Annotated in this window: 26 protein-coding genes and 1 pseudogene; 7 read left to right on the top strand and 20 right to left on the bottom strand. The window is 68.4% G+C overall.

The features are described 5' to 3' along the window. Positions 1 to 133 precede the first annotated feature (133 nt). On the top strand, positions 134 to 568 hold the full coding sequence (locus ACZ7NC_RS28660) for an Rrf2 family transcriptional regulator (protein WP_471492363.1): 435 nt from the start codon (positions 134 to 136) through the stop codon (positions 566 to 568). Between the two features lie 13 nt (positions 569 to 581). Here ACZ7NC_RS28660 and ACZ7NC_RS28655 read toward each other — a convergent pair whose 3' ends face one another. Beyond that, positions 582 to 1805, bottom strand: coding sequence for a globin domain-containing protein (locus ACZ7NC_RS28655; protein WP_471492362.1), 1224 nt, complete (start codon positions 1803 to 1805; stop codon positions 582 to 584). 337 nt (positions 1806 to 2142) lie between these two features. Here ACZ7NC_RS28655 and glnA point away from each other — a divergent pair, with 337 nt between their 5' ends. After that, positions 2143 to 3504: a type I glutamate--ammonia ligase gene (glnA, locus tag ACZ7NC_RS28650; protein ID WP_471492361.1), complete on the top strand. Its 1362-nt coding sequence runs from the start codon at positions 2143 to 2145 to the stop codon at positions 3502 to 3504. 75 nt (positions 3505 to 3579) lie between these two features. On the opposite strand, the gene ACZ7NC_RS28645 is transcribed toward glnA, so the two are convergent. The 15 genes from ACZ7NC_RS28645 to ACZ7NC_RS28575 form a co-directional block, all read right to left on the bottom strand. Beyond that, positions 3580 to 4848: a tyrosine-type recombinase/integrase gene (locus ACZ7NC_RS28645; RefSeq protein ID WP_471492360.1), complete on the bottom strand. Its 1269-nt coding sequence runs from the start codon at positions 4846 to 4848 to the stop codon at positions 3580 to 3582. 71 nt (positions 4849 to 4919) lie between these two features. Beyond that, on the bottom strand, positions 4920 to 5192 hold the full coding sequence (locus ACZ7NC_RS28640; protein ID WP_471492359.1) for a helix-turn-helix transcriptional regulator: 273 nt from the start codon (positions 5190 to 5192) through the stop codon (positions 4920 to 4922). A gap of 16 nt (positions 5193 to 5208) precedes the next feature. Beyond that, on the bottom strand, positions 5209 to 6660 hold the full coding sequence (locus tag ACZ7NC_RS28635) for a DNA primase family protein (protein WP_471492358.1): 1452 nt from the start codon (positions 6658 to 6660) through the stop codon (positions 5209 to 5211). Beyond that, positions 6657 to 7007 carry a hypothetical protein gene (locus ACZ7NC_RS28630; RefSeq protein WP_471492357.1) on the bottom strand — a complete coding sequence of 117 codons (351 nt, stop codon included), beginning with the start codon at positions 7005 to 7007 and terminating at the stop codon, positions 6657 to 6659. The genes ACZ7NC_RS28635 and ACZ7NC_RS28630 overlap by 4 nt, the downstream gene beginning before the upstream one ends. Beyond that, positions 7004 to 7906, bottom strand: a complete 903-nt coding sequence (locus tag ACZ7NC_RS28625; protein ID WP_471492356.1) for a bifunctional DNA primase/polymerase — start codon at positions 7904 to 7906, stop codon at positions 7004 to 7006. Before ACZ7NC_RS28625 ends, ACZ7NC_RS28630 begins: the two co-directional genes overlap by 4 nt. Positions 7907 to 7993: 87 nt before the next feature. Beyond that, complete coding sequence (locus ACZ7NC_RS28620; protein ID WP_471492355.1) at positions 7994 to 8179, bottom strand: hypothetical protein; 186 nt, start codon at positions 8177 to 8179, stop codon at positions 7994 to 7996. A gap of 19 nt (positions 8180 to 8198) precedes the next feature. After that, entirely contained in the window at positions 8199 to 8663 is a 465-nt protein-coding gene (locus ACZ7NC_RS28615) for a hypothetical protein (RefSeq protein WP_471492354.1), read from the bottom strand. Positions 8664 to 8867: 204 nt separating this feature from the next. Continuing rightward, positions 8868 to 10994 carry an FtsK/SpoIIIE domain-containing protein gene (locus ACZ7NC_RS28610; RefSeq protein ID WP_471492353.1) on the bottom strand — a complete coding sequence of 709 codons (2127 nt, stop codon included), beginning with the start codon at positions 10992 to 10994 and terminating at the stop codon, positions 8868 to 8870. 100 nt (positions 10995 to 11094) lie between these two features. After that, positions 11095 to 11412 (bottom strand): hypothetical protein, encoded by a 318-nt coding sequence (locus tag ACZ7NC_RS28605; RefSeq protein WP_471492352.1) that lies wholly within the window; start codon positions 11410 to 11412, stop codon positions 11095 to 11097. Between the two features lie 38 nt (positions 11413 to 11450). Further along, the gene (locus tag ACZ7NC_RS28600; RefSeq protein ID WP_471492351.1) at positions 11451 to 12275 is read right to left on the bottom strand and encodes a phosphoadenosine phosphosulfate reductase; all 825 of its coding nucleotides are present in this window, start codon (positions 12273 to 12275) and stop codon (positions 11451 to 11453) included. Then, a complete protein-coding gene (locus ACZ7NC_RS28595; protein ID WP_471492350.1) occupies positions 12272 to 13171 on the bottom strand; it encodes a DUF2637 domain-containing protein in 900 nt (299 codons plus the stop codon). The genes ACZ7NC_RS28600 and ACZ7NC_RS28595 overlap by 4 nt, the downstream gene beginning before the upstream one ends. Continuing rightward, positions 13168 to 13590, bottom strand: coding sequence for a hypothetical protein (locus ACZ7NC_RS28590; protein ID WP_471492349.1), 423 nt, complete (start codon positions 13588 to 13590; stop codon positions 13168 to 13170). Before ACZ7NC_RS28590 ends, ACZ7NC_RS28595 begins: the two co-directional genes overlap by 4 nt. Continuing rightward, complete coding sequence (locus ACZ7NC_RS28585) at positions 13587 to 13778, bottom strand: hypothetical protein (protein WP_471492348.1); 192 nt, start codon at positions 13776 to 13778, stop codon at positions 13587 to 13589. The genes ACZ7NC_RS28590 and ACZ7NC_RS28585 overlap by 4 nt, the downstream gene beginning before the upstream one ends. Continuing rightward, on the bottom strand, positions 13775 to 14041 hold the full coding sequence (locus ACZ7NC_RS28580) for a DUF6284 family protein (protein ID WP_471492347.1): 267 nt from the start codon (positions 14039 to 14041) through the stop codon (positions 13775 to 13777). The genes ACZ7NC_RS28585 and ACZ7NC_RS28580 overlap by 4 nt, the downstream gene beginning before the upstream one ends. 521 nt (positions 14042 to 14562) lie before the next feature. Beyond that, positions 14563 to 15279, bottom strand: a complete 717-nt coding sequence (locus ACZ7NC_RS28575; protein WP_471492346.1) for a GntR family transcriptional regulator — start codon at positions 15277 to 15279, stop codon at positions 14563 to 14565. Between the two features lie 56 nt (positions 15280 to 15335). On the opposite strand from ACZ7NC_RS28575, the gene ACZ7NC_RS28570 reads away from it, so the two are divergent. After that, positions 15336 to 16157 carry a class I SAM-dependent methyltransferase gene (locus ACZ7NC_RS28570; RefSeq protein ID WP_471492345.1) on the top strand — a complete coding sequence of 274 codons (822 nt, stop codon included), beginning with the start codon at positions 15336 to 15338 and terminating at the stop codon, positions 16155 to 16157. 533 nt (positions 16158 to 16690) lie between these two features. Here the strand turns inward: ACZ7NC_RS28570 and ACZ7NC_RS28565 are convergent. Further along, entirely contained in the window at positions 16691 to 17818 is a 1128-nt protein-coding gene (locus ACZ7NC_RS28565) for a TIR domain-containing protein (protein WP_471492344.1), read from the bottom strand. Positions 17819 to 18321: 503 nt separating this feature from the next. Here ACZ7NC_RS28565 and ACZ7NC_RS28560 point away from each other — a divergent pair. The 3 genes and pseudogenes from ACZ7NC_RS28560 to ACZ7NC_RS28550 all read left to right on the top strand — a co-directional run bounded on the left by ACZ7NC_RS28560 (position 18322) and on the right by ACZ7NC_RS28550 (position 20066). Further along, positions 18322 to 19176 carry a hypothetical protein gene (locus tag ACZ7NC_RS28560; RefSeq protein ID WP_471492343.1) on the top strand — a complete coding sequence of 285 codons (855 nt, stop codon included), beginning with the start codon at positions 18322 to 18324 and terminating at the stop codon, positions 19174 to 19176. A gap of 388 nt (positions 19177 to 19564) precedes the next feature. Continuing rightward, positions 19565 to 19651, top strand: a pseudogene (locus ACZ7NC_RS28555) (glutamine synthetase); the annotation flags it as partial. 172 nt (positions 19652 to 19823) lie between these two features. Then, on the top strand, positions 19824 to 20066 hold the full coding sequence (locus ACZ7NC_RS28550; RefSeq protein WP_471492342.1) for a hypothetical protein: 243 nt from the start codon (positions 19824 to 19826) through the stop codon (positions 20064 to 20066). Between the two features lie 61 nt (positions 20067 to 20127). Here ACZ7NC_RS28550 and ACZ7NC_RS28545 read toward each other — a convergent pair whose 3' ends face one another. Further along, a complete protein-coding gene (locus ACZ7NC_RS28545; RefSeq protein WP_471492341.1) occupies positions 20128 to 20586 on the bottom strand; it encodes a VOC family protein in 459 nt (152 codons plus the stop codon). A gap of 2 nt (positions 20587 to 20588) precedes the next feature. Then, entirely contained in the window at positions 20589 to 21110 is a 522-nt protein-coding gene (locus ACZ7NC_RS28540) for a pyridoxamine 5'-phosphate oxidase family protein (RefSeq protein WP_471492340.1), read from the bottom strand. A 169-nt stretch (positions 21111 to 21279) separates the two neighbouring features. Here ACZ7NC_RS28540 and ACZ7NC_RS28535 point away from each other — a divergent pair, with 169 nt between their 5' ends. Then, positions 21280 to 24282 (top strand): bifunctional [glutamine synthetase] adenylyltransferase/[glutamine synthetase]-adenylyl-L-tyrosine phosphorylase, encoded by a 3003-nt coding sequence (locus ACZ7NC_RS28535; protein ID WP_471492339.1) that lies wholly within the window; start codon positions 21280 to 21282, stop codon positions 24280 to 24282. Positions 24283 to 24307: 25 nt separating this feature from the next. On the opposite strand, the gene ACZ7NC_RS28530 is transcribed toward ACZ7NC_RS28535, so the two are convergent. After that, positions 24308 to 25183, bottom strand: coding sequence for a phosphatase PAP2 family protein (locus tag ACZ7NC_RS28530; RefSeq protein ID WP_471492338.1), 876 nt, complete (start codon positions 25181 to 25183; stop codon positions 24308 to 24310). Positions 25184 to 25241 lie beyond the last annotated feature (58 nt).

The following is a 25241-nucleotide window of genomic DNA, read 5'->3' as shown; positions in this document are numbered from 1 at the left end:
ATCGTAGTGGGGAAGGTGTGACGCCTCGTAGAGAGGGAGCGGGAAAGGCCGGATCGGGACGATCCGGCGGGCTGCCCACCGTCGACCGGCCGATATTTTGAACCGCGGATGCGCATTACCTACGCTGCGAAGCATGCGGCTGTTGCGCTCCACCGACCTGGCACTGCGCCTCCTCATGCGGCTCGCCGTCCTGGGGGACGCCACGCCGACGACCCGCGAGGTCGCGGCGGACATGGAGGTGCCGTACACGCACGCCGCCAAGGTCGTCGCCGAGCTCCAGCACATGGGCCTGGTCGACGCGCGCCGGGGGCGTGGCGGCGGGCTGTCCCTCAGCGACAAGGGCCGTACCGCTTCCGTCGGCGCGGTCGTGCGCGCCTTCGAGGGGGACGGCGACGTCGTCGAGTGCGAGGGCGACAACCCCTGCCCGCTGCACTCCGGGTGCCGGCTGCGCGGTGCGCTGCGGCGGGCCCAGGAGGCCTTCTTCGCCTCGCTGGACCCGCTGACGGTGGCCGATGTGACCGCGGACCCGACCGGGCCGCTGCTGCTGCGGATCGGCCGGATGCCCTGACGGCCGGCCCGGCTCAGCCCTGCCGCGCCAGCCAGAGGTCCGGCCCGAACACCTCGTAGTGGATGTCGGCCGGCGCCACACCCTTCCCGATCAGCTGCGCCCGCACCGCCCGCATGAAGGGCAGCGGACCGCACAGGTACGCGCGCGTGCCCTTCGGTACGGCGACGTCGGTGAGGTCGACCAGGCCGGTGCGGTGGGACTCCTCGGCTTCGTCGGCGCCCCTCTCGTACCAGAAGTGCACCGACGCGTCCGCCAGCTTCCCGGCGTACGCCTCGTGGTCGGCGCGCAGGGCGTGCTCGGCGGGGGAGCGGTCGCCGTGCACGACGAGCACCGGGCCCTCGTGCCCGCGGTCCGCGAGCTGTCCCAGCATGGCGACGATCGGGGTCACGCCGATGCCGGCGGAGGCGAGGAGCAGCGGTGCGCCGGCGCTGGCTCCGGTGTCGCTGTCGCCTTCGCTGTCGCCGAGAACGAGATCGCCGTACGGCGCCGACAGGCGCAGCCGGTCACCGATGTGCACGTGCGCGTGCAGGTGGTTCGAGACCTCGCCGTCGGGCGCGGCCCCGCCGTGCACCCGCTTCACGCTGAACTGGCGTATCGGTGAGCCGGGCGCGGCGGAGAGGCTGTACTGGCGTATCTGCCGGGCACCGTCCGCCAGCTCGGCCTGGACCGAGACGTACTGCCCCGCCCGGAAGTCCGGCACCGGGCCGCCGTCGGCCGGGCGCAGCCGGAAGGTGGCGACATCGGCGGTCTCCTCGACGCGCCCGACGACCTCCCACTCCCGCCATCCGCCGCCGCCCCGCTCCTCGTACAGCCGCTTCTCGATCGCGATCAGCGCGTTCGCCATCAGCCAGTAGACCTCGTCCCAGGCCGCCGCGACCTCGGGGGTGACGGCCTCGCCGAGCACGTCGGCGATGGCGGCGAAGAGATGCTCGTGGACGAGGGCGTACTGCTCGGCAGTGACACCGAGGGAGGCGTGCTTGTGGGCGATGCGGCCCAGCATCGCGTCGGGCCGCTCGTCGGGGTGGTCCACCAGGTACGTCGCGAACGCGGCGATCGACCCCGCGAGTGCCTGCCGCTGGGTGCCGGCGGCCTGGTTGCCGCGGTTGAACAGGTCGCGCAGCAGGTCGGGGCGGGCGGCGAACAACCCGGCGTAGAAGCGCTCGGTGATCTCACCGATGGCCCCGCCGACGACGGGGAGGGTGGCGCGCACGGTGGCGGCGGACTGCTCGGACAGCATCGGGTCTCCTCAGGTTCGACCGGGCGGCGCGAGGGCGGCCGCCTGCCTCTCATTAAAACTTGCATCTGAGATGCAAATTAAAGCGGGGTGGGTCCTGAGGGGCCGGGCATTACGGATGTCGCTCCAAGCAGGCAAGATGGGCGTCGGAGCAGCGCACCGAGAGCGCGGGCCCGACGGGACACCTCCCGTAGGCCAGGCGTTCGACCCGAGGTCGCCGCGGCGATCAAGGTCGGCAACGCGCACGAAACGGTGTTGTGGTGTGATGCTCAGGTGCCCGACCGCCTCCTGCGGGACTCGGAGACAGGCGGCCTGACCAGCAAGGATGGGGAAGCGGAAGATGGACAAGCAGCAGGAGTTCGTGCTCCGGACCTTGGAGGAGCGCGACATCCGGTTCGTACGCCTGTGGTTCACGGACGTGCTGGGCTTCCTCAAGTCCGTGGCCGTGGCCCCTGCCGAGCTGGAGCAGGCCTTCGACGAGGGCATCGGCTTCGACGGCTCGGCGATCGAGGGCTTCGCCCGGGTCTACGAGTCCGACATGATCGCCAAGCCGGACCCGTCGACCTTCCAGATCCTGCCCTGGCGCGCCGAGGCCCCCGGCACGGCCCGGATGTTCTGCGACATCCTCATGCCGGACGGCTCCCCGTCCTTCGCCGACCCGCGCTACGTCCTCAAGCGGGCCCTCGCGCGCGCCTCCGACCTGGGCTTCACCTTCTACACCCACCCGGAGATCGAGTTCTTCCTGCTGAAGGACCGGCCGCTGGACGGCTCACGGCCGACGCCCGCCGACAACTCCGGCTACTTCGACCACACCCCGACCAACGTCGGCATGGACTTCCGCCGCCAGGCGATCACCATGCTGGAGTCGATGGGCATCTCGGTGGAGTTCTCCCACCACGAGGGCGCGCCGGGCCAGCAGGAGATCGACCTCCGCTACGCCGACGCGCTGTCCACGGCCGACAACATCATGACGTTCCGCCTGGTCATGAAGCAGGTGGCGCTGGAGCAGGGCGTCCACGCGACGTTCATGCCCAAGCCGTTCTCCGAGCACCCGGGGTCCGGCATGCACACCCACCTCTCGCTGTTCGAGGGCGACCGCAACGCCTTCTACGAGTCCGGCTCGGAGTACCAGCTCTCCAAGGTCGGCCGCTCCTTCATCGCCGGTCTGCTGCGGCACGCCGCGGAGATCTCCGCGGTCACCAACCAGTGGGTGAACTCCTACAAGCGCATCTGGGGCGGCTCCGAGCGCACCGCCGGCGCCGGCGGCGAGGCGCCGTCGTACATCTGCTGGGGCCACAACAACCGCTCGGCCCTGGTCCGCGTCCCGATGTACAAGCCCGGCAAGACGGGCTCGGCACGGGTCGAGGTCCGCTCGCTGGACTCCGGCGCGAACCCGTATCTGGCCTACGCCGTGCTGCTGGCCGCCGGCCTCAAGGGCATCGAGGAGGGCTACGAGCTGCCGCCGGGCGCCGAGGACGACGTCTGGGCGCTGTCCGACGCCGAGCGCCGGGCGATGGGCATCGAGCCGCTGCCGCAGAACCTGGGCGAATCGCTGTCCCTGATGGAGCGCAGCGACCTGGTCGCCGAGACACTGGGCGAGCACGTCTTCGACTTCTTCCTGCGCAACAAGCGGGCGGAGTGGCACGAGTACCGCTCCGAGGTGACGGCGTTCGAGATGCGGAAGAACCTGCCGGTGCTGTAGGGGCAGGTCAGAGCAGGTTTCCTGCTGATTCGGCGGATGGGGCCGACGGTCGCGGACCGTCGGCCCCACTGCGTCTCACCGGCCCTGGGCCGTCTCTGGGCCGTCGGGCGCCGGATCGGTGCCCTCGTACAGGCCGTCCACGGCCTTCCGGGCCCGTGCGTCGCTGCTCGGCATGAGGTGCGTGTAGACGCGGAGCGTGAACCCGGGATCGTTGTGTCCGAGGTAGGCGCTGAGCGCTTTGACGTTCTCGCCGGCGTCCAGCAGGACCGAGGCGTAGAAGTGCCTGAGGGCGTGCATGCCGTGTTCGCGGGCGGCCTGGTGGCGCTCACCCGGTTTCGGCGCGGGGATCACCCCAGCGGCCACGAGAGCAGGCTTCCATGCGCGGTCGTTGAAGTCGGTACGCCGAACCGCGCCCGCGCCGTCGAGGCGGGTGAACAGTAGCCGCTTCGTGACCGGCGGACCGTCCGCCCGGAGCCACGGCAAGGTGATCGCTACCGGGGGGAACGACTCCATGTGCTGCTTGAGGACGTGCGCCACACGGTCCGGCAACGGGACGTCGCGGATCTTGTTCCGCTTCGGTGGGGCGAACACGAGACCGTCTTTCGTCACCTTCACCTGGTTCGCGATGTGCAGCCATCCGGAGTCGAAGCCGATTCCATCGACGGACAACCCGAAGATCTCCCCTTGCCGGAGTCCGCATCCGCCTCCTAGGTCGACCGTCGCGCGGAATCGCTCCGGCAGCGCCGCTCGTACAGCGAAGACGCGCTCTGCGCTCCACGGCACAACGCGGCCACTTCCCGCAGCAGGCGGACGCACCGATTGCGCGCGGCACGGGTTCTTCGACAGGTGACCGTCGTCCACCGCTGCGTTGAGGACCGTCGACACGTTGTTGTAGATCACGCGCCGATACGACGACGCAGGGACAGCCCGCTCCAGTTCGCTGAGCCAATCCCGGATGTGTTCCGGCTTGAACGAGCCGAGCGGTCGCGCTCCCAGGTAGGGGATGGCATGGCCGCGAATCGCGGATTCCACTGACTCTCGCGTGGTCATCTCGGTGGTCTGCGTGTTCAGCCACTTCTCGGCGTACTGCCCGAACGTCACTCGGCTCGCGGCCGGGTCCACGTACTGACCCCGAGACATGTCCGCCTCAATGTGGGCGAGCCACTGATCGGCCAGTCGCTTCTGTCCGTCGGGGAATGACTTGCTCTTCTCGGTTCCGTCCGGGCCGATGTAGCGGGCGCGGTAGCGCATCCCGGAGCCGTAGCGTTCCGTGCGTACACGGCGGGGCTTGCCGGCGGCGTCGGGTTCGGTCTTGTACCACCGGTCTTGGATGTGGCCTGCCATCAGGCGTCCTCTCGACATACAGCAGGGAGAGCCGCACGGGCGGCTCTCCCTGCTGTGTGGTGGGTGTTCGGTCAGGCGGCGGCGGTTTCGGCCTGCTTGCGCTCGTCGACGTAGGCGCGGACGTCGGCGGGGTCGTAGCGCAAGTGTTTGCCGATGCGGAACCCGCGCGGGCCGGTGCGCTTCTTGCGCCACTGGTAGACGGTTTCGAGGGGTACCTCGAAGATCTCGGCGATGTCGTCGGGGGTGAGGTACCGGTCGGGGAGGCCACCCCGGAGGGTGGCGCGGGGGTCGGAAGTGACGGTGGTACGCGCGCTCACTGAGTCCTCCGAGAGTTGGAAATACATTCCTCTGAGTCGCGACTCATCGGCACTCAGAGGGGTCTTGAGACGCGATGAGTCGCGACTCAGGCAAATGTGGTTCGGACACGTTCAGCGTGATCCCGGTGTAGGTGACCACCTGCCGGCCGTACGCATCGCGGGGCCGAGAGCGGCTGAGCTGAGGGACCACGGACAGCAGGTTGCGGCCGAACACCTGCTTCGTGCCGGGGCGGACGCCGTTGTCCTCGGCCCACTCCCGCCAGACCGTCCACAGCGCATCCACGGGCACGCTGCACGTGGGCCCGGTGGTGCAGCGTTCACGGACGAACGCGGACGTGGGTGAGGCGGTGTCCTGCATGGTCGTGACCGCTTCCCGGCTGGAGGCCGGTTCGGTGATCCGGCCCGTTTGCTGGAGGCGGGCAAGGCCGTCCAGGGCCCAGTTCAGGATGCCGGGCATCTCGGCAACGAGCCGGTCAAAGAGGGTGGGGTCTTCCTTACCCAGCCACGACACCCGCATGTTGAGCAGCACAAACCGCTTGGCGATGACCCCGGAGGAGTCGCCGAAGTGCGGCAGCTCGTTGGAGAGGATCACCAGCCGGGTGGGCAGCTTGCCGGTCCACACTTCGCGGTACTTGCGGTCAATATCGATCGTGTCCTCACCCGAGATCGTCAGCAGCCGTTCGACGACCTGGCTGTTGTCGTTGCCGGACAGGCGCGCGTCGGAGATGACCGCCAGCGGCTTGCCGATCAGGGTGGACAGCCCGAAGTTCGTGCCGAGTCCGGCCAGGGTCGGTCCGGCGAGGTTCTCCTTGCCGACCAGCTCTTTGAGCACGCGGGCGATGGTGCCCTTGCCGGAACGGGACGGGCCGACCATGAGCAGGATCTTCTGTTGGTCGGTCCGGCCGGAGAGGACGTAGCCGAACCACTGCTGAAGCGCGGTGATGGCGTCGGGATCCTCGGGCCAGATCTGCGACAGGAAGCGGTGCCAAGTCGGCGCTGTCGCGGTGGGGTCGTAGGGGAAGGGGACGGAGACGAGGTTGAAGAATCCTGGACTGTGCGGCAGCAGCGCGCGGTCCCGGATGCGCAGCAGCCCGTTCTCACACGCCACGATCGTGCCGTCCTCCTGCCCGCCCTTTCCTTCGAGCCACACGGGGGCATCCAAGTCGGTGGGCAGCAGCGTGATGGCTCCGAGCGCGTCGAACAGGTTGCTGATCTTCTGCTTGGTAGGCGCCCAAGCGCGTTCCTCGGTCTCGCCGTCCTTGGCCGGGGCCTGGTAGACGACGTGCTCCAAGCGCTCGTACATGGCCTTGCGCACCTGCGCCTCGTCCAGCTCGCGCCAGCAGGTACCCGTCCAGCGCATCCACGAGCCGCGCCAGCGCCGGTACACAAGCTGTCCGCTCTCGCTCTGCCAGTCCGGCAAGAGACGTCGGGCGACGGCCAGGGGGTTGGACGGCGGAGGAAGTTCCTCGGTCTCGGGGACGGGGCGGTCCATCATGCGGCGTCCCTCCCTTCCTGGGGATTGCGGAGCGGGCAGGTGTCGCGGTGGGCTTCGTGGTCGGTGATCAGGGCGAGCACCCGGGCATGGCCTACGGCGCTGTGGTCCCTGCCGCACAGGCACTTCGAGGTGGCGGTGGGGATGGCGCCGCGCGGTGCGGTGATCCGCAGCCACGCGACGGGGAAACGGTCGTCGCTCCGGCGCGGGTCGGGGCTTGTTCGGACGCCCTTGCGGGCGGCGCCTTTCGGCTCGCCCACGGCCGGTCGTAGTGCGGCCGGGTCGGCGGCGCGCGGGCCGGTGAGGGGAGCCGGTTGGCCTTCCAAGCGGGGGGCGTTGGGGGCGGTCATGCCGCTTCCTGGGGTCGGGCGGTGCGTAGGGAGCTGTCCAGGGCGCTGCGGATCGTGGTGCGGCACTCGGCAGCGGTGAGTCCGACCGCCTCTCCAGCCGCTTGGAAGGCGTCCTCTGCCACCTGCCGGGGGAGGTCGCCCCACGCGACGAACCGTCCCACCTTGAAGGCGCAGCGATTGAGGGTGTTGTTCCGCAGGCCGTCCGGGGCCGTAGCGACGACGGCGCATTCGGCTTCCAGTGCCGCCACTGCCACACGGCTGCCGTCCACCGCGGGAAGCCTCAACGGGCCTACAGGCCGCATGGGGGCGGGTTGCAGGACGCATTGCAGCCATCCCGGCAGTGAGGCTGTCTCAGTGCCGTTCAGCGCCTTGTATCGTCCGGTGGGCAGGATGCTGCCCGCAGCGACGACGTAACCGCCCCATGCACGGGTGTCCACGGAGTCCGCGACGGTTCCCGCCGTGCTGGCCAGCCGGACCCCGGGCGGCGTGGAGAGGTAGAGATGCGTCCCGCCGCTTGTGGTCCGGGTCCGGTAGGTGTCGGGGACGGCGTGGCCGGCGCGCTCGCAGAGCGCCCGAAAGGTTGTCGCGCCGTCAGGCGCGTCCGAACTGCCTTTGTGCTCAGGCGTGTCCAGGTCGACGACCACCAGCCCGGAAGGGCCGGTGGCGATACCGACATTGAACGGCGCCCGCGACCAGGCCGCGCGGATGCGCTCGGCATCGGTAGTGGCGCGCTGCTCCCACTTCAGGTGACCGTCCGCGCACGGGCCGGTGTGGGGGCAGGCGGTCTCGCCGTGGAGGGCGGGGCGCTTGGTGCCGGGCCGCAGGGGGAAGACGTGCCAGCCGCGTGCGGTGGCGTCCAGCGCTGCGGACAGCAGCGCGGATCGGGGATCGTGGGTCATGCTGGATGTCTCCAGTTCCTTGGACGGATGCTGGTGAGCAAGGGCGGCCCCGGTTCTTGGCGGAATGGGGGGCCGCCCTTGGCCTAGCTAGAGGTCGGTGGCTTCGTTGAGGAGGGCGGCGGGGTTGGGGTGGAACGCCTTGGTGTAGAGGCGGACGCGGTGTCCGTCGCGGGCGGTCCGGCGCTCGATGGGGTCGCACTCGAACGCGGTGGTCAGGGCGTGCACGATCTCGGGTTCGTCGGCCGGGTCGCAGATGATGCGGATGTCGAACATGGGGCTCCTTCGCGAGTGTTCAGCCGTGGAAGTGGTTGCGCTTGATCACGGCCTTGCGGATGTTGACGGTGGTGCCGCCCTTGTGGCCGCTCGCACTGAAGACCTGCACGGCGATCCATCCGCCGAAGATCACGGCGGCGAGGATGATGAGCTGAGTGATCAGTGCGGTCAGGGCCGTGATGAAGGTGGTCAGCAGGAGCAGGCCGCCGCACACGGCGAGGAATCCGACGCCCCCGAGGGCGACGTTCACCGCCGTACCGGAGACGACCGGTTTGGCCGCGACGGGTTCGGGCTGCACGGGGCTCATGGCGTAGCCGGTGACGACGCGGCCGTCCGGCAGGACGACGCTTGCCACGGCCGGGACGTGGCCGGGCTGGAGGGGAACGAGCGGCGCCGGCTGCATGGTGGCGGGCGTGATGGGGGTGGGCTGGTGGACTTCCACGGCCCGTTCATGGGGCGCGTGGCGGGCAGGTTCGGGGTACATGCGGGATCCCTTCCGGTGCTCGGCGGGGGAGGTGGAGGCACCCTCTTCGAGGTGCCGCGTGGAGGGGTGTTTCGGGGGTCTGAGCAGGCAGCCTCCCCGCCTCCCCGAAACGATGTTTGCGCTGATCAGCGCGGGGAGGCGGGCCCGGTGAGCGGGTTGGGGAGTTCTCCCCGCCTCCCCGGGCCGGACGGCCGTGCCTCCCCGCTACTCGGCGGCGGAAGCGGAACCATCGGTGGCACGGTTAGCGAGGGCGCGGGCCACGTCGTCGCGGCGCACGACCATGACCCCGTGGGACTTCTTCGGCTCCTCGCCGTGCTCCTCCAGGAGCCGCTTCAGGCGGACGTTGTTCCACTCGCGGTAGGCGGCCGTGTCGAGCGCGTGCAGCCGCTTCAGCACCTCATCCGTGCGCATCCGCGCCCTGTCGCCGATGACGGCCACGACGTCGGCGAGCGGGTCGCGCGCCTCGGTGCGATCGATGGCTCGCAGGGTGGCCACTCCGTCGCGCAGGGCCTTAGCCCGGGCAGCGATCGCGGCGGCCGGCTCGTCGTCGATGAAGTGCGTCCGCACAGTGATGGAGGACTGGCCAGCGGGAATGGTGATGCCGTCGGAGGCGACCACGAGGGTGCCCTTGTCCAGACCCTGGCGCAGCAGGTGCGGGGCGGCGCCGGCGTTGACGGCCTTGGCGCCGAGCGCCATCTCAGCCTGCGATTCGGTGCCGACCACGAGGGAGGCGCGGGTGTGGGCGCCCTCGCGGACCAGCTTGGGAAGGTTCTGGTCGGTGGGGTCCTGCGTGCCCTGCCACATCAGCACGTCGACCGCGCGGCCCTGGTTGTGGATCTCGCGCACCGCCATGAAGTACCGGGAGGTGGCCTTGGCGCCGCCGTAGGGGCGGCCGTCCTCGCCCTTGGCCGGACACATGAATGCCTTCTGCGCCTCATCCACCAGCACGATCAGCGGCGGGAACACGATGGACGGGTCCTTGCGAACCGCCTCGATCCGCCGGTTCATCTCCTCCACCGCGTCCTCAACCATCTCGGTCGCCTGAATGCAGTGGCTGTCCGAGGGGCCCTCGATCAGGACCTTGGCGATGCCGTCGAACGGTGCCCAGTCGCCGACACCCTTCAGGTCCGCAATCCAGAACTGCACCGTCCGGTCCAGCGCCAGCCACAGCGCGAGCGCCCGCAGGGCGGCGGTCTTGCCCTGGTTCGACAGACCCGTGACCAACAAGTGGCGCTGATACACGCTCAGCTCAGCGGCGTCCCCGCGCAGGTCCTGGCCCCACGGGGCCCGACCGGTCTTGTAGTTCGCGGTCAGCGTCTCGTCGGTGACCAGCGGGGACGGGCCGATCGGCTCATCCAGAGCGCCGGAGTCGGCGATCCACAGCCGCACGGTCCGTGCAGCCTCGGGAATGGTGATGAACACCTCGTGCTCGTGCCGGGTCAGGTTCTCCGCGAGCTTGCGCCGCTTGTTCTGCACCTCGTTCGTGGCCACCCCGGAAGGAAGGGTCACGTCGACTTCCACGCCGCATCCGGCGATCCGGATCGGCCCGAGCATGGACGCGCCGGCATCACCCATCTCCTTGATGGCGTTGCGCAGCGCCGGGACGCCGAGGTCGCGCAGGGCCTTAACCACGATGGACGGGGTGATCGGCTCACCCTCGCTGCTGCGGACGTTCGCCGGGAGTGCCCAGTTCGGTGCCGCCTGCTGCTTGCGGCCCACCGACCACAGCGCGAGCAGCGCGAGGAACGGGCCGATCGTGAGCGCCGGACCCCACACAATCTGCACGATCCGGATGAGCAAGGCGATGAAGTCGATGGTGGCCGACAGCGGTGTGATGGCGTCGCCGACGTGGCCGGTGTTGATGGCCATGACGACTCCAAGGGTGACCAGGACACCGATGCTCATGCCGGCGCCGACGGCCATGCCCTTAGCGGCCTCCACCGGGGAGTGGAGCAGGTCCATGCGGCGGTGGTGGCGGGCGGCGCGGAAGCGCTGCAAGCGCTCTTCCCACTCTTCGGCCGCTTCGAGGTTTCCCGCGGCTTCCGCCGCCCGGATCATCCGCTCGTACCGGGACCCGGTACGGCCGTCCCACGCGCGACGGGCCACGATCCGACCGCCGTTGAAGGTGTAGAGGCTGTGCCGGACCGCCGCCCGGACCGTCGCGCGGGTCTTCTCGTGGGTGACGCCGGTCTTGATGGCGCGGCCGGAGCGGACCCACAGGGGCACCGGCCGCGCGGGCGGCGCGTCCGGTACGACCTTGAGCACGGTGGGGGCCGTGTCGTCGGTCGTGGGGTCGGTGAGCTTGTGGAGGTGGACGACGTTCTCAGACATGCTGGAAGTGCTCCTGACTGCCCCCAGCGGGGGCGGGAGTAAGGGAGAGCCGGGGTGGCCGGGTCCATGGAAAGAGCGGCCACCCCGGTGTGATGGCTGGTCAGAACCAGCCGGACGACTTCTTCTTGGCCTTGGCGCGGGCGGCCTCGGTGAGGAGACGCTGACGCTCGCCGTGCAGGGCGGTCAGTTCCGCGTTCAGCCGGATCTCCACGCTGTTGCCGGTGGCGTCCATGCGCTGCTCTTCACGGCCTGCGCTACGGCCCCGGGCCACCTTGTAGCCACCGACGGCCAGGGAGCGGGCCATGGCCCGGCGCTCGCTGGCGTTCAGCGGCCACCATTCACCCCGGCGGACCGCTTCGAGCTTCTTCATGGTCGCCTGAATCTCTCGGTCCAGGCGGCGGATCTCGGAGTTACGCATGCGTGGCTTCCCCTCGATGGGTTGGGTGCTTGCCGGTTTCAGGTCATGCACCAGCCGGAGTCACAGCCGGAGTCCCATTCGTCGAACGGCAGCGTGTCGACGCCGTCCGGGATCGCGGCCCGCAGGGGCCGGTTGAACCGGGTCAGCCAGACGTGGTCTTTGCCGAGTTCGTCACGGCGCCGGTTGAGGAGTTCTTCGAGCTGGCACGCCTTCTCGAACAGCTCCGGCTCGGTGCGGCGCATGTCGTGCCACGTCTCCGGCCGGTGGAACGGGCAGAACCAGCACGACGACTTCGGCGGCACCGGCAGGCCCGCAGCGCGGATGATGCGGGCGCAGTCGATGCGCCGGATTCCACGCTCTAGCAGCGGGTATTCGATGCGCTCGTGCGGCTCGCAGCGCCGGTTGTTTGCCCGCTGGATCTCGTCCAGGCTGATCCCGATGCCGACGGTGGCCGGGGCGTCCTTGGTGGCGCCGCGTCGTTTGAGTTCGTCGGCGATGACCTTGATTTTGAATTGCGCCGTGCAGGAGCGGGTGCCGGGGGCCCCGTTCGACATGCGCACCGGGATCTTCAGCGACCGCGATCCCTCCCGGGTGAGGTCCTGGTACAGCGTGCGGACCTCACCAGAGCGCTTCATGACCCGGTCCAGCACGACCAGTTCAAGGCCGTGCGCTTCGGCGTAGGGGATGGCGTACTGGCGCAGGTAGGCGAGGGTGCCGGGGTGTTCGGAGTCGTCCCCGACGTTGGCCATCAGGAAGGTGCGGTAGTCCAGCTCGCCCGTGGCAGCGAGGACTAGGGCGGCCGTGGACTGGACACCGCCGCCGAAGCTGAACGACTTCACCGTGTCCGTCGTGGGCGTGGTCATTCCGCCACTCCCACCGTGCGGGCCCGCTCAGCAAGGAGCGTGTCCCGCAGGGAGCGGGCGTTGGCGGGCGACGTGTGGATGGCGCGGCGGATGCCCTCGCCGGTCACCTTCGCGTCCGGCCAATCGGCCGTCGCCTTGCGTGCTTCGGCGAGCAACTGTTCCGGGGTGCGCTTCGGTCGGATCGACTTCGCCACCGCCGGGACACGGCCCGTGGCGCGGCGCGGTCGAGTCGATTCCGCAGCCACCGCGCGCCGCTCGATCGGCGCGGCGGGGGCCGGTGCGATCGAGGGGAGCGGCTTGGCCGGGAGCGTCGACTTCAGGAAGCCGACGGCCACCGGCCGGGGCAGCACGGTCACGTTTGGCGTGATCGGCGCCGGAGTCGATACCGGCAGGTCAGCCGTAGACCGTTTCGTGTTGGTCTCGGTCGATTCCTCCGCATTTGTGCTCACGGTCGGGATCGGGGCGGGGCGGTGGTGCAGCACCTTGGCCACGAGGTCGGAACCGAAGTAGATCGACCCGACCGGCAGGGACGTGGCGAGCAGGACCAGGGCCCAGTTCGCCGGGTCCCAGTCGGCCAGTCGACCCCAGTCGACCGTACGGCCGTGGAGCTCCGGGACCAACCCGTGCACGTAGTTCAGGACCAGCGAGGCGATCGTGTACGCCCCGAGCACCCGCAGCGCGAAGCGTCGGGCGTCGCCGGTGAGTACGAGGGTGGCGATCAGGGCGAGCGCCATCAGGCCGTCGACCACGAACGGGTACAGCATCGCGGCCGTCTCGTCCGCACCCACGGCGCCGGCGATGTCACGCAGCGCGTTCCACGACACCCGGAACGCCATACCGACCACGGCGACCAGCGCGAGCACCAGGGCGGCGCGCCCCTTGCGGTGAAGGTTCATGACCGCCCCTCCCGCCATGGGAAGGGGCGGGTGTGGTGCGCGGCCCGGAAGATACGCAAGGCCACACCAGCGGGGGCCTCCGGCTTGGCGACCGGGCGCCCGCCGGCGATCGAGGCCATCAGGCGTGCGGCGTGCAGCTCGCAACCGTCGGCGCCCGCGTTCTGCGAGTCCAGGACGGTCACGACGACCGGCCCGCCGCACGGCGTCAGGTCCTCCGGGTGCGCGGCTGGGCAGCGGCGGGCTCGCTCTTGGTCGGCGTCGAGGATCTCCAGCAGAGACCGAAGCGACACCTCCAGGCGGCCCACCATGTGAGCGGCGGCGGACGGGTCTGTCAGCCTCACCCCGTCGATCGCGGCGAGCGTTTCCCGCGCCACCTCGACCTGCACCCGCTCATGCAGGCTCAACTCAATGCGCCTCATCGCCTGCTCCCGTTCCGGCGGCCGTGTACCACCCAGCCGAGGAACTGCACGAGGCAGCCGCCCGCGATCAGGCAGCGCCAGACGTGCTCATGGGTGACGAACGCGGCCGTGATGCTGATGAAGGAAATCAGCAGACCCACCACGATCAGCAGCAGGGCCAGACCGCTCGGGGAGGTGTTCGCCCTCATGCGGCACCGCCCGGCATGCTCGCGCTCTTGCGGTTGATCAGCGCGACTCGGGCGGCGAGCGCGCGGCGGCGGGCGCGGCGGATGCGGCGCGCGTCCAGCTCGGTCGGGGTGCGGTCGATGACGATGATCTGTGCGTCCAGCAACTCCATCTCCGTGCGGATGACGGGCATCTCCGCGTCGATGGCGTCCAGCTCCGCGTCCGTCGGTTCGATCCAGTCGGCGAACGCGGTAACAGCGTCCTGAACAGTGACGATGTGGCTCATTGGGTCGTGGTTCCTCTCACAGGTGGAACGGCCCGAACGCGGTCCCCGGGTGGCACCCCGGGGACCGCTCGCCGTTGAAGTCGGTAGATCCGGGTCCCCTCAGCGCTGCTCGTACGAGACGAGCAGCGGAGGCAACCGGCCGCAGCAGATGAGCTGCGGGCTGGTCAAACTGCGCTGTAGTCGCACGCGGGGCCATGACCCACGTACACCGGTCTTCTCCGCCTTGTTTCCGACCCCTTCGGGCAGGCGGACCACGGGTTACCGGCAGTTCCCTGTGTGAAGTTGTCAAGCAACCACCAGTGCGGGGCCCCTAGTTGTGGCGAGCCATCCCGATCCGGAACCACTCCTCACGGAGGAGGAGCGGCGTTACGTCAAACAGACTGGACCGGTGGACCGGTCCAGTCAAGCGGTGAAAATGGAGTTGGGTGACGCCAGATGGAATTTCCGCAGGTCAGAATGCATGACGGGGCATCAAAAAAGCTGGACCGGCGGACCGGTCCAGCTCAGTTCGGGCGGCTTCCCTACATGGCGTAGGTGTCCACCTGCTCGAAAAGTGAGGACGGCGTGACGCCTTCCTCGCAGACCAACGGACGGCCGTCCTCGTCGTATGCCGTGTGGAGGAGCACGGCGACCGCGGTGCCCGGTGCTACCTGCAAGCGGTCCGCCTCCGTTTCCGTAGCGAGGCGGACCGTTGTGATGTCCACTCCCTCGACCGGGAACCGGCCGGTCTGCCGACGGACGTAGCGTGTCGTGCCCTCCGCGATGGGAGCAGTGTCGGCGAGGCGAGGTGATGCTTCCGCGATCTCTGGGGGAAACCACGCCTCCACGCAACTGTTCGGGGTTCCGTCCGGAAGCTGGAGAACGCGGATGCGTCGTAGCGCCAGCACTCCGGAGGAGGTCCCAAGCGCATTGGCGACACGGGTAGGCGGTTCCGCCCAGTCGGGCGTACCGATCCGCAGGAACGGCATTCCGCCCAAGATGCGGGCCGACCCGGCTCGGCGGGCGCCGGCGGGGCGGGCTACGGGTGTCTCCGTGACGACGAAACCTGTGCCCTGCTTGGCCACCACAACGCCGTCGTTGCGCAGCACGTCCACGGCCTTGATGGCGGTGGCCCGTGACACGCCCCACTGCTCGGCCAGGTCGCGGCCGGACGGGATGGTGGCACCGGGGGCGTACTCGCCAGCGGCGATACGGGCGCGCAGAGACTCGGCGATCTCTTCGTACTTCAAAACGGCCATGGCTTCCCCTACTCCGCGCGCTGGACTGGTCCACCGGTACACAGGATACTTCGACCATGTCGAATCTCGAATTGGCTCCCTCCGTGATGCGGTTCTACGGCGAGACAGTGAACGAGGACAGCCGTCTGCGCAGCTCGGCAGACGGACGTATGGAGCTGGTCAGGACTCAGGAGCTTCTCCGACGCTTCTTGCCCCCCGCGCCGGCGCGCGTGCTCGACGTGGGAGGGGGGACTGGGATTCACGCTGAATGGCTTGTGAAGGACGGCTACGACGTCACGCTCGTGGACCCCGTGCCCCGTCATGTCGAGAGCGCGGTGGCCGTGTGCTCGGCGATCGTGGGAGACGCTCGCGATCTGCGTGAGCCGGACGACAGTTTCGACGTTGTGCAGCTTCTTGGGCCGCTGTATCACCTTCCCGACGCCGACGATCGGCGCAGGGCGCTGGCGGAAGCCGGCCGCGTGGTGAAGCCGGGCGGATTGGTTGCGGCGGCTGCGATCAACCGCTACGCGTCGCTCTTTGAGCATGTCACCTACGCCCACCTGCACACGGAACGGATTCGCGACTCCGTATCCAAGATCCTTCAGACGTCCGTCTATGACGGTGTACGAGGGTTCACCTTGTCCTACTTCCACCGTGCTGAAGAGCTTGTGGCGGAGTTGGTGGCCTCCGGGTTGACGGACGTGCAGGTCTTCGGCATCGAGGGGCCCGCATGGTCGCTCGTGAAAGCGGCCGAGCAGCAGCCGGGCGAGGGGCCCACGGACGAACTGATTGCCTCCGCCATGGAGGCGGCGCGCATGGCAGAGCCGTACCCGGAGTTGCTCGCTGCCAGTTCGCACCTCCTGGCCGTGGGCAGGGCTCCCGCCGACATCAACGCCTGACATCAACGGTGGTCAACATTGACGGACAGAGGCAGCCGTTCCGTCTGTCGTCCGCGCCCCTGTAAGTACGCGGGAGGAGGAACGCATCGTTCGCGCACCCGCCTACGGATCAGAAGGCGCCGTGCTCGGCCGCGCCGATGTGCCGGAGAACCGCGCTCCGTCGGTGCTTCCCTGAGGCCGCGAGCTGGCTGAGGGGGAACGTTCCCTACTGCATCAAGGCCCGCGCACGGCGCGGGCGCGCGCCGCCTCTGCGGCGCGGCCTGCCTCCTGTCTTCGCCCCGGCTGGCCGCGCCCGGCGGCGCGCCACGTGCAGCGGACAGAGCAGGAAAGCCTGGGGCTGGGGCCGGTCGGCTCCACGGCTTTAGCCACCTCCCCGGTCCGGGGCCCGCGTCGAGCAAGACCAGGGGGCCACTCATGCACATTGCGGTCAGGCCCAAAGCCTGCCCGAGTTGCCAACCAGCGTAAGGCCCCCTGATCATGCTCGACCCCAGACCGGGCAGGCCACCGGCTAAACCCGCTCCGCCGACCTCTGATTACTGCTCTAGCAATCCTTCCCGCTCCAATACCTGTCGCACTTCCTCGAATTTGGCAGAGATGTCCCCTTTGGGAAATCTGATTTGCGACAGGCCGTCGATATTAGAGAAGTCCTCGCAACCCTCTTCAAGCATGACGATAGCCCGTTCAAAGCCGAGCCTACCTTGAAATAGCCCCACCTCATGGATCACGTTCTGGCGAGCGTGAAGCTTTCCGTCCGCCGTCTCATCTTCGGCAGTCATAATAAGGAAGGCGAATGCCGCTCTATCCAGCATCTGTGCCAGTCGGACCGTGGTGGCGACTCCGGCTACGGGGACCCTATTGAACTCATCCCATGGAAGTTTGAGGCGGTCGCTAACGAAGTCTTTGAGCTCCCTCCAGAGCGGAGAACGCCCGTGGCCGATAAATACACTCTCACCAGTCTGCCGCCCAGCCATCCTCGGCGCAACGCTTCGTCTATCGATATGGTTCGCAGCCCTGTCGAGGAGGAAGAGCATCTCTTTGTGAGCTTCGAAGGCTCGTCGCACTTCACTCACCTTAGCAGCCATCTTTTGATGCTCAGCAAGCTGTAGGCCTTGACTGATTGCCACACTGTCACGGCTGGCCTCAAGACCTTTTGGCAGCATTTGCCGAGAGATCAAATCAGCCTTAGGAACTGAGATTTTCTGAACCTCCCCCTTGATATTTTCGATGTACTCGTCGTGAGTGAACGCGAGGTATGCACTGAGAATAGATTCCGCCTCGGACTTGACCACCTTGAGTGCAACGCGCGCTCGCTCAGCTGAAGCTAGTGCATCACCGATATCAGCCCCTTCAGATAGCTCGCGAAATTTCACAATGACTGCCGCTCGCGGATGCTCTCTCCACCCCGTTGCGGACTCATTGAACAGGTTGGCGAACCCCCACTCTTTACTGAAATGGTCACCCGGTGGCGGCGCTTGAAACCCTTCATAATAGACGTTCGCATGATATCCAATATTGGACCCTGACCACGCCTCTGACATTACCTGGACAGCTTTGTCATATGCCTTCAAAGTTCCAGAGAAAGCGTCGTCGACTAGGGGGAAATCATTCTTCAGCTGGTTACTTAGGTCACGCAGGGCGCCAGAGTAGGTCATACTGCTCATGGTGCCGGATCTTCGCGACGTTCGTTCGTCCTATCGCCTACACGCGCCCCAAGACTGTCTGTCAGGCACACTGGCCCGACGTCGGCAGTACTGCCGAGAGGTGCCACAGCCGCAGCGTCTACCTGCGCCAACTAACTGGCTCGCCCCGTGGCAACTGGATGACAGACGTTGACTGACTGCTGCGGGACTCCGAGTCATAGGTCTCCGACACTCGCGACTGTCGTGCCGAGAGATGGCGGCGACCGGTCTGGCGCCTGAGTTGATGCCGTACTCCCGCACAAGCGCTCTCCCGGGCCGTCCTCGGGCCGTGGAAGGGCGCTCAGTGATGACCAACGCCGACAACTGCCGACAGCTCAGCAGCAGGTCAGGACGCTGATCGTTTAGGCGGCCGCAGGTCACGGCCGCCGATGGTCAGTTGTGGCAGCCCCGGCCAGCCTCAGGCTCGGTGTTCCTGCGCACGCGTGCCGTAGTAAGGGAGGTACCGATTGCGGCATGCTCAGGGCATGGATCTGGAGAGGATCGGTGCCATCTCCGCTACAGCCGTGGCAGCGCTCGGAGTCCCAGCCGCTGTCCTGGTGGGCCGTTGGCAGATGCGCGGTGCGCTGCGAGCGGCTGAGGAAACAGGTCGTGTCGGCATTGCTCAGGCTGAGTCGACTTACAGAGCAGCCCTGGATGCTGTTCGTACTGAGGCTGACGCGGCTCACCTGCAGTGGCGACGTGGCATTCGACGTGACGCGTACGCAGGATTCCTGCTGGCGATGACGCACTGTGTGCAGGCGGCCGAGGCCTTACCGCTGAGACGGCTGGAGACGTCTCAAGTTCTCAGTGCTGCCGAGGGTGAGCTCACTCGGGCGAAAAATGATCTGAGCGCAGCACTCTGGGTGGTGAAGCTCGAAGGGCCCTCTGCTGTCGCTGACATAGCTGGGAGTGTGTCCTCACTTACCTACGAACTCACTGAGGCACTGGCTCGGAAGGCTGAGTACCATCGTGCGGCCAGCACCCTCTATCACCTCAGCTCGTCCAATCCCATAGCTGCAGAACTGGACGCAGCGTTGATGAGCTTGACCGTGGTAGTAAGCGAGACTGGGTACAACGCTCGGCCGGGGTCACGGCAGACGCCGCCGCAGGAAGTGACAGAGGGCGTCGAACGTGCAAGGGAGCTACATGGCCAGTTGTCGGACGACATAGGAATCTCTGAATGGGTCGCGCTACTCAACGAGGCACTCGACTATTTCACGGATCCAAAGGCGCTCAATCGGCAGCTCTCGTCTGCTGTAGAGCAGCTCCTTCCTGCTTGCAGACAGGCTCTGGATGCCCGATCCAGTACAGATGACCTCTCCCTGATGACAAGTCCCTGACATCCACAGCTGACATCAACGATGTCGGACGAGGGCGTACACGAGCCCTCATGTCCGGCCGCAGCGGTGCGAGGTCACCTCGCCGATGCCAGCTCCCGATCGAACTCCTAAAGCAGTGCTCATCCGCCCGCCATGGATGTCTGCGCAGACCCCCTGACCTAACTCTGCTTCCCCCAGGTGTACCCCGACAGCCGGCGACACACGGAAAACCGCAGGTCGTAGGAGGTGAACTGCGCCGCTGTAAATCTGCTGTGGCCCGGAGCGGGGCCGTCTGTGGGCCGTCTAAGGGCGGCCCTGAGTCACCAACGACGACCAAAGACGACTGCTTGGGCGTCTGGCTGTGCTGCATGGACGTCGATCGGGGGAGGCCGCTTCCGGGCCGCGTCACTTCCTGCGCAACAAGCGGGCGGAGTGGCACGAGTACCGCTCCGAGGTGACGGCGTTCGAGATGCGGAAGAATCTGCCGGTGCTGTAGCGCTTCGCGCGGCCCCCGCGCCTGGGGTGGTGCGGGGGCTGAGAAGCGCTTTGTGAAAAAATGTCCGTTTCTTCTTGACGTAAGCCGTGCCAGTGACAAGCGTGGTTCCAGACACGCGACAGTCCCAACCGCTCTGCCGCACCGCCGGAAAAGGACTGGAGGCCGATCGCGTATGACGGCCACAATCACCGCAAGGCGGATCGCCACGGCGCTCGGCGCCGGCGCCGCGATATTCGCACTGAGCCTCGGCGGCGCAGGTGTCGCCGACGCCAAGATCACCCCTCAAGACACCCAGTGCACCAACAACGGCGGTCAGACGCCGAACGGGCAGCAGCCCACGTGCACGGGAGGTGGGCTCACACAGGAGACCGAGAACCAGAACCCCGCCGGTCACGCCCCGCCGGGACACAACTGACCCAGGAAAGGGCCGCGGTGCCTCGGCACCGCGGCTTGCCCATGCCGTAGGACGCTGCCGGCTACCGCTCCTGCCGCCGCTTCGCGGCCAGATCCGCCAGGAGCTTGTGCAGGGGCTCGGTCTCCCTGCGCCGGTACTCCTGGATCGACCAGCCGTTGCCGTCCGGGTCCGTGAAGTACATGAACGTCGCGCCGTCGTCGGGGGAGTACTGGACCGGCTCCGAGACATCCAGGCCGCGCTCGACCAGTTCCGCGTGGGCCGCCTTGATGTCGGCCACGCAGAGCTGGAGGCCCTGGTAGGAGCCGGGCTCGGGCCTGGTTTCGCCCTTCGTCATCTCCCATATGCTGTCGCCGAGGGCGATCGAGCAGCCGGAGCCCGGAGGCGTGAGCTGGACGATGCGCATGCCCGGCATGACCTCCTGGTCGATGTCGACGTGGAAGCCGACCTTGTCCCGGTAGAAGTCGCGGGCCCGGTCGATGTCGCTCACGGGCAGCGGGATCACTTCGAGCGTGAAGTCCATCGCTAGTCCTCCAAGGTGAATCGCCAACGGGTCTGGCTGAACGGTTCACCCTTACCGAAGCCGAAAACGGTGCGCGGCGCCACCGAGTAGACGTACGCGTGTCCCGCACCGTGCTGGAAAGAGCCGTCGGCGACGTCGAAGTGCCAGAAGCTGCCGTACTTCGCCTCCCAGGCGGCGGCCAGTTCGCGCAGCCGGGCGTCGTCGGTGATCCGCACCGCCTCGCCCTCGACCACCAGGTCGTACCCGCGGTTCCAGGTGTTCGTGCCGGTCGTCAGGACGAGCTTCGGGTTTTCCGCCAGGTTCCGCGCCTTGCGCTCCTCCGGTCCCGTGCAGAAGTGCAGCGCGCCCCGCGACCACACCGCGGGCAGCGGGGTCACATGCGGGCGCCCGTCCGGCCGTACCGTCGAGATCCAGAACAGCTCGGCCTCGGCCAGCAGCTTCTCGGCATCGGTCCACGGGACCGCCGTGGCCGCCTCGTCGCTGTAACGCGCATCCAGCCGGGTCTGCGGTTGCTTGTCGGTCATCGGGCGCCCTCCAGACATGTCGCTCGAATATCGCTCGAACGTCGCTCCACCATGCTGACCGCGCACGCCGCCGGAACTCATCGGCGCCACGCGCAGGTACTCCGGTTAGGCTCGACCGCGTACGACCTTGATCGGGCGCGTCCGACCCCGATCGGACGGGAGGGCGAGCATGACGGCGCCGGGGCGCAGGAGCAGTACCTTCACACGGCTGCTGCGGCACGGATTCACCGACCCGTCGGCCGCCGAGCGGCTTCTGGAGAGCGCCGAGCTCGCGCTGATCAGGAACGACCCGGTGCTGCTTGAGGCCCTCGGCGGCACCGCCGACCCGGACCTCGCCCTGCACGGCCTGGTCCGGCTCCTGGAAGCGCAGTCGGCTGCCCACACCGCCCAGCGTGAGCTGCTCGACACCGTCATAGCGGCCAAACCCCTGCGCGACCGGCTGCTCGGCGTGCTCGGCGCCTCCTCCGCGCTCGCCGACCACCTCGCCCGGCACCCCGACGACTGGCAGGCGCTGGTCATGTACGAACCGCGGGATCTGCACCCCGAGGTGGAGGAGTTCGAGCAGGGCCTCGCCGACGCCACCGACCCGGTGTCGCTGCGCGTCGCCTACCGGCGCTGCCTGCTGTCCATCGCCGCACGCGACGTGTGCGGCACCGTCGACGTGGCCCAGACCGCCGCTGAACTCGCCGACCTCGCCACCGCGACCCTGCGCGCCGCCCTCGCCATCGCCCGCGCCGCCGCCCCCGAGGACGCCGCACAGTGCCGGCTCGCTGTGATCGCGATGGGCAAGTGCGGGGGCCACGAGCTCAATTACGTCTCCGACGTCGACGTCATCTTCGTCGGTGAGACCGCCGACGGCGCCGACGAGGGCAAGGCGCTGCGGTCGGCCACCAGGCTCGCCTCGCACATGATGCGGATCTGCTCCGAGACGACCGTCGAGGGCTCCATCTGGCCCGTGGACGCCAATCTGCGCCCCGAGGGCAGAAACGGTCCCCTGGTGCGCACGCTCAGCAGCCACCTCGCCTACTACCGGCGCTGGGCCAAGACCTGGGAGTTCCAGGCGCTGCTCAAGGCCCGCCCGGTGGCGGGCGACATCGAGCTCGGCGAGCAGTACGTCGCCGCGCTGGAGCCGCTGGTCTGGACGGCCGCCGAGCGGGAGAACTTCGTCGCCGACGTGCAGAAGATGCGGCGCCGGGTCGTCGAGAACATCCCGGTGGCGGAGCTGGACCGGCAGCTGAAGCTGGGCCCGGGAGGGCTCCGGGACGTCGAATTCGCTGTACAGCTGCTGCAGTTGGTGCACGGCCGGCACGACGCCTCGTTGCGCAGCGGTACGACCCTGGACGCGTTGCAGGCGCTCGCGGCGGGCGGGTACGTAGGGCGGGCCGATGCCGCGCAGCTCGACACCGCCTACCGCTTTCTGCGCTCCATGGAGCACCGCATCCAGCTCTACCGGCTGCGGCGCACCCACCTGGTGCCCGAGGACGACGCCGACCTGCGGCGCATCGGCCGCTCGCTCGGGCTGCGCGTCGACCCGGTCGCCGAGCTGAACCGCGAGTGGAAACGGCACGCGAGTGTCGTACGACGGCTGCACGAGAAGCTCTTCTACCGGCCGCTGCTCGACGCCGTGGCCCAACTCGCCCCCGGCGAGGCCCGGTTGAGCGCCGATGCGGCGAGGGAGCGGCTGGTCGCGCTCGGGTACGCCGATCCGGCCTCCGCGCTCAGACACCTGGAGGCGCTGGCATCCGGGGTGACACGGAAGGCGGCGATCCAACGCACGCTGCTGCCCGTGCTGTTGGGGTGGTTCGCGGACTCGGCCGATCCGGACGCGGGCCTGCTGAACTTCCGGAAGGTGTCGGACGCGCTCGGCAAGACCCCTTGGTATCTGCGGCTGTTGCGGGACGAGGGGGCCGCCGCCGAGAACCTCGCCCGAGTGCTGTCGGCCGGCCGGCTCGCTCCGGACCTGCTGATGCGGGCGCCGGAGGCGGTGGCGCTGCTCGGCGACGGGGACGGCGGGACCGGTCTTGAGCCTCGTTCGCGTGGGCACCTGGAGCAGGAGATCCTCGCGGCGGTCCGTCGCGCGGACGGTGCCGTACAGGCGGTCACGGCGGCCCGTGGGGTGCGGCGCCGGGAGCTGTTGCGTACGGCCGCGGCCGACATCGTCGACTCCTACGGCACCGAGACGAAGCCGGCGGAGCCCGATCAGGGCGCGTTGGTGGACCGGGTCGGGGGCGCGGTCTCGGATCTGACGGCGGCGACGCTGGCGGGGACGTTGCGGGCGGTGGTCCGGGACGGATGGGGCGACACCTTGCCGACCCGGTTCGCGATCATCGGCATGGGGCGGTTCGGGGGGCATGAGCTGGGATACGGCAGTGACGCCGATGTCCTGTTCGTGCACGAGCCGCGCGACGGCGTCGACGACCATGAGGCCGGTGTGGCCGCGAACCGGGTCGTCGAGGAGATGCGGCGGCTGCTGCAGATTCCCAGTGCGGATCCGCCGTTGCTGATCGACGCCGATCTGCGGCCCGAGGGGAAGTCGGGGCCGTTGGTTCGTACGCTGAACTCGTACGCGGCGTACTACCGGCGGTGGTCGCTGGTGTGGGAGTCACAGGCGTTGCTGCGGGCCGAGCCGGTGGCGGGGGACGAGGATCTGGCGCGCCGGTTCGTCGAGTTGATCGATCCCCTGCGGTATCCCGCCGGAGGGCTCGGCGAGGACGGTGTGCGGGAGATCCGGCGGCTGAAGGCGCGGATGGAGTCCGAGCGGATGCCGCGCGGCGCCGACCCCAAGCTGCACACCAAGCTCGGGCCCGGTGGGCTCTCCGACGTCGAGTGGACCGTGCAGCTGCTGCAACTGAGGCACGGCTGGGCCGAGCCCGGACTGCGGACGACCCGGACACGTGAGGCGCTTGCCGCCGCTGTCGCCGCCGGGCTCATTCCGGAGGAGGAGGCGGCGATCCTGGACGAGGCGTGGGTGCTGGCCACGCGGGTCCGCAACGCCGTGATGCTGGTGCGGGGGCGGGCCGGGGACACGTTTCCGTCGGACAGCAGGGAGCTGGCCGCGGTGGGGCGTTACCTGGGGTACGAGCTCGGTCACGTCGGGGACATGCTCGACGCTTATCGGCGTACCGCGCGGCGGGCCCGGGGGGTTGTGGAGGAGCTGTTCTACGGCGGGTGAAGCGCGGGCGGGGTGCGCGTAGCGCCTACGGTTTCGCCGTGGGCCGGGGTCGTGCCGGGGGGTTGCTCGCCGTTCGCGACTGGGCCACCTGCCTCGGCAGGGCGTACGGGAGCGCTCCGTACCAGACGCGTGCCACCGTGTAGCCGAAGGCCAGACAGAGGAGGCCGCCCACCGCGTCGAGCCAGAAGTGGTTGGCCGTCGCCACGATCACCAGAAGGGTGGCGGTGGGATACAGCAGGCCCAGCACGCGTACCCAGGGGATCCTCGCCAGGGCGAAGATCGTCAGCCCTGACCAGACGGACCAGCCGATGTGCATCGACGGCATCGCGGCGTACTGGTTCGACATGTTCTTCAGGTCGCCCGATGCCATCGAACCCCAGGTGTCGTGGACCAGGACCGTGTCGATGAAACCGGTGTTGGTCATCAGCCGTGGGGGAGCGAGCGGGTACAGGTAGTAACCGACCAGGGCCACGCCCGTGGTGGCGAAGAGGACCAGGCGGGTCGCCGCGTAGCGGCCGGGGTGGCTGCGGTAGAGCCAGACCAGGACGGCCAGGGTGACGATGAAGTGCAGGGTCGCGTAGTAGTAGTTCATGCCGACGATGAGCCAAGTCACCGAGTTCACGGCGTGGTTGATCGACTCCTCGACGGCGAGGCCGAGGCTGTGCTCCAGCCTCCAGAGCCAGTCGGCGTTGCGCAGCGCCTCGGACCTCTGCTCCGGTACCGCGTTGCGGATCAGTGAGTAGGTCCAGTAACTCACCGCGATCAACAGGATCTCGAACCAGAGGCGAGGGCGGCGAGGAGTGCGCAGTCGCCGCAACGGACCCCGCCCCGTCTCGTCCGCGACGGGGTGCGGAACGGCCGCTTCGCGGCCTTCCAATGTCGTCACGGTCGTGTCACCCATAGGCACAGAGTCTGCCAGATAAGCCTTCCCCGGCCGATCATTCCTCGGACGGGTTCAG

It is taken from the genome of Streptomyces sp. NPDC111802, assembly GCF_055634335.1.
The sequence above is the reverse complement of the archived record's forward strand: the minus strand, read 5'-3'. Positions and strand labels throughout refer to the sequence as shown.

What these genes read in the sequence shown, in the direction of transcription:
- ACZ7NC_RS28660 (WP_471492363.1), top strand. Translation starts at nt 134, where the DNA reads ATGCGGCTGTTGCGCTCCACCGACCTGGCACTGCGCCTCCTCATGCGG.
- ACZ7NC_RS28655 (WP_471492362.1), bottom strand. Translation starts at nt 1,805, where the DNA reads ATGCTGTCCGAGCAGTCCGCCGCCACCGTGCGCGCCACCCTCCCCGTC.
- glnA (WP_471492361.1), top strand. Translation starts at nt 2,143, where the DNA reads ATGGACAAGCAGCAGGAGTTCGTGCTCCGGACCTTGGAGGAGCGCGAC.
- ACZ7NC_RS28645 (WP_471492360.1), bottom strand. Translation starts at nt 4,848, where the DNA reads ATGGCAGGCCACATCCAAGACCGGTGGTACAAGACCGAACCCGACGCC.
- ACZ7NC_RS28640 (WP_471492359.1), bottom strand. Translation starts at nt 5,192, where the DNA reads ATGTATTTCCAACTCTCGGAGGACTCAGTGAGCGCGCGTACCACCGTC.
- ACZ7NC_RS28635 (WP_471492358.1), bottom strand. Translation starts at nt 6,660, where the DNA reads ATGATGGACCGCCCCGTCCCCGAGACCGAGGAACTTCCTCCGCCGTCC.
- ACZ7NC_RS28630 (WP_471492357.1), bottom strand. Translation starts at nt 7,007, where the DNA reads ATGACCGCCCCCAACGCCCCCCGCTTGGAAGGCCAACCGGCTCCCCTC.
- ACZ7NC_RS28625 (WP_471492356.1), bottom strand. Translation starts at nt 7,906, where the DNA reads ATGACCCACGATCCCCGATCCGCGCTGCTGTCCGCAGCGCTGGACGCC.
- ACZ7NC_RS28620 (WP_471492355.1), bottom strand. Translation starts at nt 8,179, where the DNA reads ATGTTCGACATCCGCATCATCTGCGACCCGGCCGACGAACCCGAGATC.
- ACZ7NC_RS28615 (WP_471492354.1), bottom strand. Translation starts at nt 8,663, where the DNA reads ATGTACCCCGAACCTGCCCGCCACGCGCCCCATGAACGGGCCGTGGAA.
- ACZ7NC_RS28610 (WP_471492353.1), bottom strand. Translation starts at nt 10,994, where the DNA reads ATGTCTGAGAACGTCGTCCACCTCCACAAGCTCACCGACCCCACGACC.
- ACZ7NC_RS28605 (WP_471492352.1), bottom strand. Translation starts at nt 11,412, where the DNA reads ATGCGTAACTCCGAGATCCGCCGCCTGGACCGAGAGATTCAGGCGACC.
- ACZ7NC_RS28600 (WP_471492351.1), bottom strand. Translation starts at nt 12,275, where the DNA reads ATGACCACGCCCACGACGGACACGGTGAAGTCGTTCAGCTTCGGCGGC.
- ACZ7NC_RS28595 (WP_471492350.1), bottom strand. Translation starts at nt 13,171, where the DNA reads ATGAACCTTCACCGCAAGGGGCGCGCCGCCCTGGTGCTCGCGCTGGTC.
- ACZ7NC_RS28590 (WP_471492349.1), bottom strand. Translation starts at nt 13,590, where the DNA reads ATGAGGCGCATTGAGTTGAGCCTGCATGAGCGGGTGCAGGTCGAGGTG.
- ACZ7NC_RS28585 (WP_471492348.1), bottom strand. Translation starts at nt 13,778, where the DNA reads ATGAGGGCGAACACCTCCCCGAGCGGTCTGGCCCTGCTGCTGATCGTG.
- ACZ7NC_RS28580 (WP_471492347.1), bottom strand. Translation starts at nt 14,041, where the DNA reads ATGAGCCACATCGTCACTGTTCAGGACGCTGTTACCGCGTTCGCCGAC.
- ACZ7NC_RS28575 (WP_471492346.1), bottom strand. Translation starts at nt 15,279, where the DNA reads ATGGCCGTTTTGAAGTACGAAGAGATCGCCGAGTCTCTGCGCGCCCGT.
- ACZ7NC_RS28570 (WP_471492345.1), top strand. Translation starts at nt 15,336, where the DNA reads ATGTCGAATCTCGAATTGGCTCCCTCCGTGATGCGGTTCTACGGCGAG.
- ACZ7NC_RS28565 (WP_471492344.1), bottom strand. Translation starts at nt 17,818, where the DNA reads ATGAGCAGTATGACCTACTCTGGCGCCCTGCGTGACCTAAGTAACCAG.
- ACZ7NC_RS28560 (WP_471492343.1), top strand. Translation starts at nt 18,322, where the DNA reads ATGGATCTGGAGAGGATCGGTGCCATCTCCGCTACAGCCGTGGCAGCG.
- ACZ7NC_RS28550 (WP_471492342.1), top strand. Translation starts at nt 19,824, where the DNA reads ATGACGGCCACAATCACCGCAAGGCGGATCGCCACGGCGCTCGGCGCC.
- ACZ7NC_RS28545 (WP_471492341.1), bottom strand. Translation starts at nt 20,586, where the DNA reads ATGGACTTCACGCTCGAAGTGATCCCGCTGCCCGTGAGCGACATCGAC.
- ACZ7NC_RS28540 (WP_471492340.1), bottom strand. Translation starts at nt 21,110, where the DNA reads ATGACCGACAAGCAACCGCAGACCCGGCTGGATGCGCGTTACAGCGAC.
- ACZ7NC_RS28535 (WP_471492339.1), top strand. Translation starts at nt 21,280, where the DNA reads ATGACGGCGCCGGGGCGCAGGAGCAGTACCTTCACACGGCTGCTGCGG.
- ACZ7NC_RS28530 (WP_471492338.1), bottom strand. Translation starts at nt 25,183, where the DNA reads ATGGGTGACACGACCGTGACGACATTGGAAGGCCGCGAAGCGGCCGTT.